We start from the raw sequence: 11,627 nt of genomic DNA on the forward strand, positions 1-11,627 counted from the left end.
AGCCCGCGGAAGCGAGCGCTCGGCGGGCGCGCGCAGCGGCGGCTTCGCCGGCAAGGGCCCGCGCGGCGGTGGCGGCGCGGGCGGCAAAGGGCCGCGCGGCGGCGGCCAAGGCGCGCGCGGACGTTCAGGCGGACGCGGCAGATAACCGCGTCGCCCTGCGGCAAAAGACCCCCAATCCGGGTAACCGGACTGGGGGTCTTTGCTTTTCGCCGCTAAGGTATGCTCCATGGCAAAGATGCTGAGTTAGCTCCAAAACCACCATTTCCGGCAAGTAACTATCACTGTGGAACAGCCTTCTCCACTCTAACGAATCCTGTGATCGCTATTTGCTCAAAAATCGGCTGTTTCTAATTCTAACGAATTGAGGACACGCTATTTGGATCAAATCATCGCCGCAAGCACCAAATTGGCTGAATAGCGTGTCTATGATTCGTTAGAAGTCCACCAGCGCGATATTGCTCAAAATAGCGTGTCTGTGGTTCGTTAGCTATTCGATCCATAGATTGTACGCGCTCAACACTACCATTTCCGGCAAGTAACTACACTGTGGAGCAGCCTTCTCCACTCTAACGAATCCTGTGATCGCTATTTGTTCAAAAATCGGCTGTTTCTAATTCTAACGAACTGAGGACACGCTATTTGGATCAAATCATCGCCGCATGGCACCCATTTGGCTAAATAGCGTGTCTGTGATTCGTTAGAATTCAGAAAGCCTGCTTCTGCACTCAATAGCGTGTTTGTGATTCGTTAGAATACGGCAAGCTTGCTTTTATGCCCTATTCGGCACTAAACTGGGCGCAGCCCGCGGCTACTCCCAACTCCCTCCCTTGGCCCCGCCTATTTCCCCTCCCACACAAAGGTCAGGTAGTCCATGGACGCTCCTTTTTGGCCGAGTGCACGCAGCATCGTTGTGATTTGTCCGCGGTGATAGGTACCGTGGTTTACGAGATGCTGAACGACCTCAACCAACGAAGCCTGCAATGAGGAACCATCCTTTCTTGGGAAGGGAACGGTGCGAGTCAAGTCGCTCTGATCATTCAAGTACTGCGCAATCTCATGATGCTGCTTACACATCTCCTCTTTCAGCCAGTCGTAGGAGACCGCTTTTTCCTCCTGCACCTCTACCTCGTACTCTTTCATCCGCATCAGTATGCGGCGGTCCGCCTGGTAGATATGAGCCAGAGTTTGCAGGATCGTCGGAAATGAGCTCGGCGACTCCTGCTCCAGCAGCTCCGCGGGCATTCCGTCCAAATGTTGAAACAATCTTTCGTTCGCCCAAGCATGGTAAGCAAAAATCCTCATAGTTACTCCTCCTACTTTACGTTTTCTAGCCTGCTCTACTTCTCCCCAACCTCTTCACTTTTCCTACCCTGCTTTATTTTTCCTACCTATTGTACTCTTCCTAACCTACACTACACTCTCCTGCCCTGCACTGCATACGTTTGCCTTACCTGCTTTCGTCTTCCTATCTAGATTACCCTGAAATCCCCTTCCGTGAACGCTTCTGCAGAAGCAGGTTTGAGTTCGAGCCTTGGAAACACGCCGCGGAACTCACTTACTTTTTAACAGCGACTGTGATATAATAGGTGGAAAGGAGATGATTCAAGTGGATGAAAGGGATCTATGCGAGAAGTTCCAGATGTGCCCCCAATTTGAATCGGCTTTTCAAATCCTGAGTAAACGTTGGAGCGGTTTAATTATCCGTGTGCTCTTAGAGGGGCCGAAGCGGTTTAAAGATATATCGGAGCTGATTCCGAACATTAGCGACCGTATGCTGATCGAGCGTTTCCGGGAGCTGGAGGCCGAAGGCATTTTGGTGCGGCATGTGTACCCTGAGGTGCCTGTACGGATCGAATACGAACTGACGCAAAAGGGACGCGAGCTCAAGCCGGCTATGGAGGAAATCCACAAGTGGGCGAAGAACTGGTCCTTAACTAAAGAAGAGGTGCAGTCCTAAGTGGTTTCCCGCATAAAATAAAGGTAACGCTCTCCCCGCCAACGAAGGGCCAGGAGTATCGTTACCTTTTTTGTTTATTCCGACATCATGATTTCACGACCCACAAAGGGTTAGCTCCCCCAGACTGTACCGGTTTACCTAAACCGACCGCATTATACTCCAGCTTGACTGATTTCGGCAAAGACAGCACCAGCTGCTGCAGCGGCTCCCGGTTCTCGTCGAAGCCCCGGTGCTGCGGCGGGTTTTTGATAGTAATGTAGAGCGTTTTCCCGACTTGATTCCAAGCTATAAAATCCTCTTTCGTTACTTCCACATCAGCCGAAATGCCGCCGGAACCCGCAGCCGCAGATTCCACACTGCTCACCTTCCTGTAAGTACCGAACACGTTCACTTCCCGCGCATCCGAAGCCTCCAGCCGGATCGGCCACCTCGTGTATACGGAGCCCAGCACAACGATACGTTCCACCCCCGGAGCAACCGCTTGCTGCCACGCCGGGATGTCCTCCGTGGACTCGACCGAAGCCATCGTATACCGCACTTCCTGCAGCACTCCTGTGGAAGACAGCCCCAACACGCCCAAGCACACCATACCTAAAAATCCTACGAACACAATACTGAGCATATCCCATTTCAGGACCGGATTCTCTCTGCGGTGTACGGCCAGATAAACCAACACTTCCGCACCTAGCAAAATAAAAATAACGGGCCACCACAAACTCAACGCATCCTCAGCGGATTTGCCCGACACTTGCGAACTAAGCAGGAGCAGCCCGGCCATAATAAGACAAGCTGCCATTGAAAATGTACCTACGCGCCACTGCCTCATTCCGTATCCGCCTCCTTCCGTTTCCGGCTGCCGGACAGCAGCTTGATGCCTCCTGCAATCAACAGGAACGATACCAGTGTAGTTTGAAAATACTCATTGTAATACCGGTAAATATTAATGCTGCTAAACATTCGCTGCAGAAGCTCCACCAGCACATGATCCAGCAGATAAAATCCGCCCAACGCCAAAAGCCCGATACCCACCCACCGCTGATGGTTCATCAGCCAGTCGACCAACGGGGCATCCGTCAAAGGCACCCTCTCCTGATAACGGGAAATTTGCTGCAGCGCATCGAAAAAGCTGAAAAACCAGATCAACGGAATCAAAAACAGAAACAGTGACAAATGCAGTACGTCCAAAATGTAAATGGAGAACAAAAAGAACGCCATCAGCTGCAGTCCGCGCCTTTGCAGCCCTAAGTACAAGTGCCCTGCCCCCGGGAAAATGGAAAGCAGCGTAGCCACCAGCCTGCTCTTCCGGCCGTCCTCCCGGTGCCGGTCCAAATCTTCCAGAATCGTACGGTCCTCTAATGTTTCGCCGCGCTGTTTCCGGTGAAGCAGCTGTACCGCATCGAACATGGAATACAGCCAGATGATAGGCAGCGCCCCCATAAAGACAAGGAAACTTTCCTCATTGGTTAACGCCGACACAAACACGACCATGATCCCCAGTCCGAAAAAGCCGATCAGCAGCGTCAGCCCCCGCTGCATCAGGCCCAGTTGAAAATGACCTAATCCAGGAATCATCGATAGCAATATGGTAAAAAAACGTTCATCGGTTCCGCTGCGCGAAGAGGCAGGGTACCCGGCATAACCTTCTGCTCCGCCTTCCATACCGGAGTGCTCCTCAGCTCCGCCGGCGGGCGTTTCGCCCGGGCCGTACGAATAGGATGGCAGCGGACGGCTCGCAGCCCCCGCCATCAGACTAAAAATCATATCCAACCCATTTACGACCCAAATGATAAAGCACAGCATCGCGCCGACCATTCCGAACTGATCGTCGTTGGAAAGAAAGGTCAGCAGCAAGAATAGCGCTCCTAAACCGAAGAAACTAAAGGCATAAAGAAATGCCCGTCCATATTTGTTCAGGTACATATGCCCCAAACCTGGAATCACGGATAAAAAGAATGCAAGCGCAGCATTTTTACGTATCATGGCCTCAAGTCCCCTTTTCGTAAGTCTTTGACAGGCAGTTCATCGAGAACTACGGCTGCCTTCTTCATAATTTTCTGTGTAACGGAAACCGGACGGCCCCCGCTCAATTCATCAGATACATGCTCCGTACGCTGGAGCAGCTGTTGGAAGACTCCAGAGGACATCAACAGCAGTGTAATCGCAGCCGCCACCGTATAATGCAGCCAAGTGCTGCGCCGCGGCACGGACCCGGGTTTACGCGAAACATTGCCCGCGTTCAACACCGCGGCAGGTTCCGGCAGACTTGCCATGACCCGGTCCGTAAAGTGATCCGGGAGTTCCGCTTCTACAGCAGACTCACCACCGGAAACCCCGTCCGCCTCCCCTTCCATTACATCTAAATAAATACTCATGCAGGCATCGCATGTGTAAAGATGCGTTTCCATCGTCTCCGCTTCGTTCAACGGCAAACTTTCCTGTATATAGTTCAGCCACGCTGCAGCCTCATAATGCCGTTCCGTCATCTGAAGTCTTCCTCCTTCCAGTGTTCTCGGATCCACTTGCGTGCGCGGTACAGCTTGGACTCGACCGTCTTCAGCTCTACGCCCTGTTCCGCAGCAATTTCCTGATAGGACTGCTCCCGGATGTAGTAGGCATGGATCACGCCCCTGTAATTCTCAGGCAGCTCGCCAAGCCTTTCCGCCAGCACCGCCGCCTTCTCGCCCCGCTCGAAAGCAAGCTCAACCGGACTGCCGCCGGCTCCGGCCGCATGGCCTGCGGGGGCAAGCTGCCCCTCATCTTCCAGCGTGTCTTTCAGTTCTTCGCGGGACCGCGCCCGCTTGCGCTTCACATCGATCGCATGGTTCAGCGCGATGCGGGAGATCCAGGTTTTCAACCCTTGCCCCTCATACTGCGGGAGAGAGAGGTACACCTTCACGAAAGCCTCCTGGGCCGCATCTTCCGCATCTTTGGGATGCTTCAGCACGGAATACGCAAGCCGGTATACCTGGGTTTTATATGTGTCTACGATGTCGCGGAACGCTTCCCTGTCTCCGCTGCGGATCCGCTCCACCGTTCCCCTTTCTTCGATGGCCCTCTCCCTCCTTCCCTCTAAATAGACGAAAGCAGGGGGAGGTCCCCCTGCACATGTTTGAAACTTTTTTAGTTATGTCCGCCGCGTCATCATTTCGTCCGTCTGAAAACCGAATTTCTCATACAACCCGTGCGCATCCCTGGTGGCCAGCCGCTGTTTCGTATTCTTCACATCCGGATGCTCCAGCACGCAGCTCATCAGCCACTTGCCTAAGCCCCGGCCGCGGTAATCCTCATGAATGATGACATCGCAAATCCACGAAAACACAACCTTATCCGTGACGACCCGGGCAAATCCAACCTGCTTGCCAAGCGCATCGTACAGCCCGAAGCACAATGAATTGCGGATACTTTCTACGATGCTGCTCCTCACCCGTTCCCCCGCCCAGTAGGACTTCGACAGCTCTCTGCATATAAAATCAAGGTCCAGAGCGTCCGACGCATCGCTGATTTTGTACATTCCCTTTTTCCATTCCATTGGCGTCTTCCCCCTGATCGGCCGATTCAATATTTTCCAATTAGGAAATACTACATCAATACTGGTATTATAAATAAGGATAGCGTTAGAAAGCTACTAAAAGGTTAATGTTAGGTGAGGCATCCCACCAATGGAGGGCGATACATATGGAAATGAAAAGTTTTATGGGCGGTAAAAGTGTCATACTTCGTCTTGAGATGGATACGGAAAAAACGAAGTTCGGCGAAGTGGCCGCGTTTATCGGGCAGCGGGGCGGAGATATTGTAGCGATTGACGTCATTCAGACGAGCAAAAATATTACGGTCCGCGACCTGACGATCACAGTGAGCGAATCGGGGCAAATCGAAAAAATTATCGAGAGCATCCCTCAACTGCCAGGCGTGAAGCTGGTGAATATTTCAGACCGGACGTTCCTGCTGCATCTGGGCGGCAAAATTTCGGTCAGCCCGAAAACGCCGATTCAGAACCGGGACGATCTGTCCCGTGTGTATACGCCGGACGTAGCGCGCGTGTGCTTGGCAATCAAAGAGGATCAGAAAAAAGCCTACTCGCTTACGATCAAGCGCAACACGGTTGCGGTTGTGTCTGACGGCTCCGCTGTGCTGGGCCTCGGGAATATCGGGCCTTATGCGGCAATGCCGGTCATGGAAGGAAAAGCGATGCTGTTCAAGCAGTTCGCAGACGTGGACGCGTTCCCGATCTGCCTGGACACGCAGGATACCGAGGAGATCATCCGCTCAATTAAAGCGATTGCGCCGGGCTTCGGCGGGATTAATTTGGAGGATATTTCCTCCCCGCGGTGTTTTGAGATCGAGGAGCGGCTCCGCCACGAGCTCGATATCCCGGTGTTCCACGACGACCAGCACGGAACGGCTGTAGTGCTGTACGCCGGCTTGATCAGCGCGCTGAAAGTGGTGAACAAGTCGATTGGCAACGTGCGGGTCGTCGTGTGCGGCATCGGCGCCGCGGGCATAGCCTGCAGCAAAATCCTTATGGCCGCAGGCGTGAAGGAGATTGTGGGCGTAGACCGCGAAGGCATCCTTACAGCGGATCGGGAGTACGAGAATCCGATGTGGAACTGGTACGCTTCGCGCACGAATCCGGGGCGCAAGAGCGGCACTCTGCAGGAGGCGATGGTGGGCGCAGACGTGTTTATCGGCTTGTCCGCAGGCGGTATTCTGAAACGCGAGGATGTCGCAAGCATGGCATCGGATCCAATTGTATTCGCGATGGCAAACCCTACTCCTGAGATCATGCCGCAGGAAGTGGAAGACATTGTTGGCGTCATGGCCACGGGCCGTTCGGACTTCCCGAACCAGATCAACAACGTGCTCTGTTTCCCGGGGATCTTCCGTGCGGCGCTCGACTGCCGCGCGACGGAAATCAATGAAGAGATGAAGCTGGCCGCCGCTGAAGCGATTGCCGACTCCATCTCCGATGAAGAGCGCGACCGCTTCTACATCATTCCTAGCCCGTTCAACACCAAAGTCGTGAAGAAAATGCGCGACGCCGTCATCAAAGCCGCCTTGGCCACCAACGTAGCACGCCGCGTACCGCGGGAGTACCGGTAAGCATACCGGATCGCGAGTGTTTAAGGTGTTAACTGCCTAGGGAGGTACATCAGTTTGAAATATGGTTGACCACCGTCCTGGCTGGCACTGGCAGTTACTATGGATGCAAGATACTAGTTGTTGTCCACGGGCTGCAATTTGGATAACCAATTTCGCTATCATGCCGTGCCATTACGTAAATTCGCCAATATCATCAACATATTTCAAATGAACTACACTAAATTTCCTTATTCGGTCGCTCGATGCACACATTAAGGAAATTGGTGGTCGAATAAAAGATAGTAGCCGCTAATCCGAGGGAAATAAGGTAATCCGGAGACAAATTAGAGTAATTCGTTACCATGAGTAATAGTTACTTTCCGGAAATGGTCACTTGATACGTACGCAGCACATCAACCACAATAGACCTCGATCCTGCTTCAGGATCGGGGTCTTTTATACGCTAACGAACCACAGACACTCTAATTAGACCAATAACACCTTTTGAAATGTAACGAATCCCAGCCGCCTTATTTAGCTGTTTTCCCGCCTAAGAGACGAGTTTTCTTCCATATAGCGCGTGTACGGTTCGTTAGATTGAAAAAAAGGCAATCTTTGATCAAATAACGTTCATAGGATTCGTTACGCTGTGGTAGCGGTTGATTTGTTCTTCGGCGGTTGGCAGCCGGGCTTAATGGCAACATCAGCTGCGATAGTTAATATGGGGAAGTGTGAGTTAGTAAGTCCGTGTACAGCGGTATAGCATACAAAACCCCAAAAAGCCCGGAAAGTCCGGGCCTGTGGGCAAGAAACGCTCCCCAACCCCCACTCAAGCGGCCTTCTTAGGCCAAAGCGTATAGCTAAAGCTATAGAGAAAATCGGCACCGAGGATGATGCTCCATAATTGGATGGTTCTCAACAGGCTTTCGGTACGGGCAGCATCGCCGACCATCCAGACCATGCCGAGCAACAGCAGGCAGCCGATGGCATAAGCTGCTAAATGGCGCTGCCACTGGTGCCGCTGTCTGCGGGCATGTTCAGGGCCTGACTTGGCTTTCGGCTGAGGCGCAGGGCCTCCCGCATACCGGTGGTGAAACCACCCGTCCGCCCTGCTGATCATCTGATGGCCGAATGCGATGGACACACCGATGTAAATCGCTGCCACCCCGTGCACAAATGTTGCCGTAACACCGCTTCGTAACTCCACAATGGTTGCGATGAGCAGCGCCAAGTCCACTAACGGAGTGCACATAAGCAAAACCGCACCCAACCTGGGTTTTCTCAGCAGGTATCTGCAAACCAATCCGGCCAGGACAAACACCCAGAACCCGATTTCGCATCCTATAATAAATGAAGTGATCATGGCGCATATCCCCTTTGTAATACAGGTGTATTATCAAGCACAATCGTATAATAGCACACTTGTATTATAAAAAACAACCATGCTACAATAAGTCTATGCCCAAAAAAGTAGATCACCACCAACGCCGCGAACAGCTCGCTGAAGCTGCGTGGCACATTATACGGCGGGACGGCATCGAAGGCGTCTCCGTCCGCAACGTTGCGGAAGAGGCCGGCATGTCGCTCGGTTCTCTCCGGCATTACTTCACTACGCAATCGGAATTGATTGCCTTCTCTATGCGCTTGGCTTCGGATCGAGTCACAGCCCGGATCGCCAAACTCACCTTCAGCGGCAACCCGCGAAAGGATGTTCAGATGCTGGTTTGCGAGCTCGTCCCGCTCAACGAGGACACGATTGCCGAGAGCGAGATCTGGCTCGCCTTAACAGCGAAGGCACTAGTAGATCCGGTACTTAAAACTCACTTTCAGGAGGTGCACAGTCAGCTTCAAGCTTTTTTCCTGCAGGCAATGCATGCATTCGCGGCTATAGAACAAGCCCTCCCCGGCTTACAGCCGGAATTGGAAGCCAAACGGCTGCATGCGCTGGTCGACGGACTGGTGCTCCACGGCATTCTTTTACCGGGGAGCTTGTCCGCAGACGAGATCATCACCATCGTTTCGCGCCATTTAGACAGCCTGCTGGAGGCCTAAGAACTTACCTTACAAGCACAAAGAGCAGCCCGCGGCTGCTCTCTTCTCATCCAATCTTACACTTCCCCGATATCATGCTGCCCGACAATCAGCTTCACCGGCTCCAAATATGCACGCGTCACGACCGGCGATTCCATCATATCGAATTCGATGTCGATGATCTTCGAGCGGTTCTTGCCGTTGAAACGCGGATCAATGACTACTTCAAACTGCTTCAGTCCCAGCGAAGGGACGATCACCGTGCATCCGATGGAGAAATTCGGGGTCTCCAGCTGCCCGTACTCGAACAGGGTTTCCGTGATCGGTTCTTCGTTCATATCCACGATTTCTACACGCTGACAAATGCTGTATTCCATCCAAATCCGCCTCTCAAAGACTTCCATTTCTTTCTATTATAAAGGCGTACCGGATAGCCTGTAAACGCAAAAATAGACGGGATTCGACATCCCGCCTACCTTTTTTATTCCTTATTTCTTTTCAAGAATAATGATGCTTTGGGACTCTTGATCCCAAGTTACGTTGGAGTTTAAGGACTCGCTCACGAAGCGGATCGGCACAACGATGCGGGATTTCACGGATTGGGCAGCCACTTCAAGAACAACCTTCTTGCCGTTGATGTAAGCCGCTTTTCCATTGACAACCAGTGTCAGTTTAACGGAACCTTTTACTACCAGGATCGTTTTTGTTTTTGCATCGTATGTTACAGTCGCATCCAGTGCTTCAGCGATAGCACGGAAAGGAACCAGTACTTTTCCTTTTTGAACCATAGGCTGTGTATCGAACTTAGGCTCTTCCCCGTTTACATAAGCTTTGATGGCCAGTTTGCCAAGTTTCTTCTGCAGTTGAGCCAGCTTTTTGTAAGCTTTCATGTCGTTAGGGTTTGCTTTCAGCGCTTCTTTTTGCAGATCGATGGCAATCGCCAGGTTGCCGCTTGCTTCGTACTTGGCAGCCGCTTCAGCCAATGCTTTTTCTGCGTCAACGCCATATTTGGTTTTCAGAAGCTCAGCAATGACTTTGCCTGCAGGTTTGTTTTTCACATTGTTGTATGCATTTAAAAGGCCCTTGTAACCTTTGTAAGTATCGTAAGTTACGGAAGTTACGCCGCCGCCGTATACGTCGTCGCTTACAGTTACTTTCACAGGCTTGTTAGGCTGAACTTTTACATCTTGCTTGGAGTCGGTTTTCTCTGCTTTAACGACAGCTTTCACTTCAGCTTTCTCAGCCGCTTTGGACTGGGATGCCGGTGCCGCCATAGCGGAAGATGCGAATAAGCTCAGAGACAGTACTGCTGCGCCTAGGGTTAGTAAATTTTTCTTCATCATTTGTTCCTCCTCAGAAACGGTTCTGTATTGTTGGTCACCATAAGCTTTCGCCAAGCTCGTCCGTTTTTCTGGGGGTGTCCGGAAAATTTAATCCAGTAAACTATTTCAAAGCGCTGCCCCCAAAAAGAATCCGATACTCCCAAGCCTTGCCTTCAAAAGAGTCCACACGAACGCCTCCGCTGGCCTGGGAATAGGTGTGCAGCACCTGCCCGTTACCGAGATAAATGCCTACATGAGTAATGGTTTGGGTTTCCTTGTCGATCCCTGCATAGTCGCTTGCCTTGTAACCTTTATAGGGCATAAAAAAGATCAAATCCCCGCGCTCAAACGTATGCCAGTCGGTTTTCCGGTTGCCTAAGCCGGTTACATGGTCCCCTTGGCCTCTGGAATCGGCAGGCAGCACCTTGCCAAGCGCATCTTTAAAAGCGGTTCTTACAAAATCGGAACAGTCAAACGTAGCCGTCGTGTTGCGGTCCGAACCATATTCATAAGGAGTTCCCAAATACTTCATTCCCGCTGCAATCACGGCTTCCGCCTGCTCGCTCGGACTCAGTACAGGCTTTGCAGGTTCGGCGCCCGGCACTTCTCCGGCTTGAATGTACCTGCTGTTGGTACTTACGTAACCGGCGGTTCCGCTGCTGTCTTTGATCTGGTACCAGTAACTGTTTACCTTGCTGACAATCTGCACTTGTTCCCCTGCCTCCAGCATGCGGATTATGGCTCCGGAAGCAGATGGGCTCTTACGGAAATTAACACCGGAGAGAATGGCTGCGTTCGAGGAAGGGGCAGCAGATATAATTTGAGTATATTTGTCGTTGGTCGAGATATAGCCTGTTTTCCCGGAGCTGTCTTTCACCCGATACCAGTAAGCATTGGTCTGTTCCAATATGGAAACCTGTTCGTCCGGGCGCAAGTAACGGATCAGGCCGCCTGACGTGCTTGGCTGCGTTCGAAAGGAAACGGATTGTTCCACTACAGCGGCTTTCGGCAGTTCGGCAGCTGCTCCTGTCAGGGGCAATGACGCCAATGAAAGGCTTGTCAGCAGGGTCCACAGGACGATCTTCTTCTTTTTCATCTGAACGTTCCTCCAAGTATGCAGTAATGTGAAGGGGCGCTTCTATACCCAAATAAGACAAGCTTGAATCACCCTCCTCCATTATCGGAAGAAAATTATTCATCTACTATGGTTCCTTTTCCTTAATTGGTATATCTTTCAT

At 51.9% G+C, this 11,627-nt stretch carries 13 protein-coding genes; 3 read left to right on the forward strand and 10 right to left on the reverse strand.

Going from position 1 to position 11,627, the window contains the following annotated elements; genetic code table 11:
* Nucleotides 1–837: 837 nt before the first annotated feature.
* A complete protein-coding gene (locus ACFSUF_RS17385) occupies nt 838–1,302 on the reverse strand; it encodes a DinB family protein (protein ID WP_377604779.1) in 465 nt (154 codons plus the stop codon).
* Between the two features lie 295 nt (nt 1,303–1,597).
* Between ACFSUF_RS17385 and ACFSUF_RS17390 the strand changes: the two genes are divergently transcribed.
* Nucleotides 1,598–1,957: a winged helix-turn-helix transcriptional regulator gene (locus tag ACFSUF_RS17390; protein WP_377604781.1), complete on the forward strand. Its 360-nt coding sequence runs from the start codon at nt 1,598–1,600 to the stop codon at nt 1,955–1,957.
* A gap of 85 nt (nt 1,958–2,042) precedes the next feature.
* Here the strand turns inward: ACFSUF_RS17390 and ACFSUF_RS17395 are convergent, their stop codons facing one another.
* From ACFSUF_RS17395 to ACFSUF_RS17415, 5 genes are all read right to left on the reverse strand, one after another.
* Nucleotides 2,043–2,783, reverse strand: coding sequence for a hypothetical protein (locus tag ACFSUF_RS17395; protein WP_377604783.1), 741 nt, complete (start codon nt 2,781–2,783; stop codon nt 2,043–2,045).
* Nucleotides 2,780–3,937, reverse strand: coding sequence for a hypothetical protein (locus ACFSUF_RS17400; protein WP_377604785.1), 1,158 nt, complete (start codon nt 3,935–3,937; stop codon nt 2,780–2,782). Before ACFSUF_RS17400 ends, ACFSUF_RS17395 begins: the two co-directional genes overlap by 4 nt.
* Nucleotides 3,934–4,440, reverse strand: coding sequence for a hypothetical protein (locus ACFSUF_RS17405; protein WP_377604787.1), 507 nt, complete (start codon nt 4,438–4,440; stop codon nt 3,934–3,936). Before ACFSUF_RS17405 ends, ACFSUF_RS17400 begins: the two co-directional genes overlap by 4 nt.
* On the reverse strand, nt 4,437–4,988 hold the full coding sequence (locus ACFSUF_RS17410) for a sigma-70 family RNA polymerase sigma factor (protein WP_377604789.1): 552 nt from the start codon (nt 4,986–4,988) through the stop codon (nt 4,437–4,439). Before ACFSUF_RS17410 ends, ACFSUF_RS17405 begins: the two co-directional genes overlap by 4 nt.
* A 93-nt stretch (nt 4,989–5,081) precedes the next feature.
* The gene (locus tag ACFSUF_RS17415; RefSeq protein ID WP_377604791.1) at nt 5,082–5,486 is read right to left on the reverse strand and encodes a GNAT family N-acetyltransferase; all 405 of its coding nucleotides are present in this window, start codon (nt 5,484–5,486) and stop codon (nt 5,082–5,084) included.
* A gap of 152 nt (nt 5,487–5,638) precedes the next feature.
* Between ACFSUF_RS17415 and ACFSUF_RS17420 the strand changes: the two genes are divergently transcribed.
* Complete coding sequence (locus tag ACFSUF_RS17420) at nt 5,639–7,057, forward strand: NAD-dependent malic enzyme (protein ID WP_377605284.1); 1,419 nt, start codon at nt 5,639–5,641, stop codon at nt 7,055–7,057.
* Nucleotides 7,058–7,865: 808 nt separating this feature from the next.
* Here the strand turns inward: ACFSUF_RS17420 and ACFSUF_RS17425 are convergent.
* Complete coding sequence (locus ACFSUF_RS17425; RefSeq protein WP_377604793.1) at nt 7,866–8,399, reverse strand: hypothetical protein; 534 nt, start codon at nt 8,397–8,399, stop codon at nt 7,866–7,868.
* A 95-nt stretch (nt 8,400–8,494) separates the two neighbouring features.
* On the opposite strand from ACFSUF_RS17425, the gene ACFSUF_RS17430 reads away from it, so the two are divergent.
* Nucleotides 8,495–9,088: a TetR/AcrR family transcriptional regulator gene (locus ACFSUF_RS17430; protein ID WP_377604795.1), complete on the forward strand. Its 594-nt coding sequence runs from the start codon at nt 8,495–8,497 to the stop codon at nt 9,086–9,088.
* Nucleotides 9,089–9,144: 56 nt separating this feature from the next.
* On the opposite strand, the gene ACFSUF_RS17435 is transcribed toward ACFSUF_RS17430, so the two are convergent.
* The 3 genes from ACFSUF_RS17435 to ACFSUF_RS17445 all read right to left on the reverse strand — a co-directional run bounded on the left by ACFSUF_RS17435 (nt 9,145) and on the right by ACFSUF_RS17445 (nt 11,485).
* Nucleotides 9,145–9,444: a hypothetical protein gene (locus ACFSUF_RS17435; RefSeq protein ID WP_377604797.1), complete on the reverse strand. Its 300-nt coding sequence runs from the start codon at nt 9,442–9,444 to the stop codon at nt 9,145–9,147.
* A gap of 111 nt (nt 9,445–9,555) precedes the next feature.
* Nucleotides 9,556–10,410, reverse strand: coding sequence for a copper amine oxidase N-terminal domain-containing protein (locus ACFSUF_RS17440; protein ID WP_377604798.1), 855 nt, complete (start codon nt 10,408–10,410; stop codon nt 9,556–9,558).
* A gap of 100 nt (nt 10,411–10,510) precedes the next feature.
* Nucleotides 10,511–11,485 carry a C40 family peptidase gene (locus ACFSUF_RS17445; RefSeq protein WP_377604801.1) on the reverse strand — a complete coding sequence of 325 codons (975 nt, stop codon included), beginning with the start codon at nt 11,483–11,485 and terminating at the stop codon, nt 10,511–10,513.
* Between the last annotated feature and the right edge of the window lie 142 nt (nt 11,486–11,627).

Origin of the sequence: Paenibacillus gansuensis (genome assembly GCF_042684925.1) — a bacterium.
In the GTDB taxonomy this organism is placed as follows: Bacteria; Bacillota; Bacilli; order Paenibacillales; family DY6; genus Paenibacillus_N; species Paenibacillus_N gansuensis.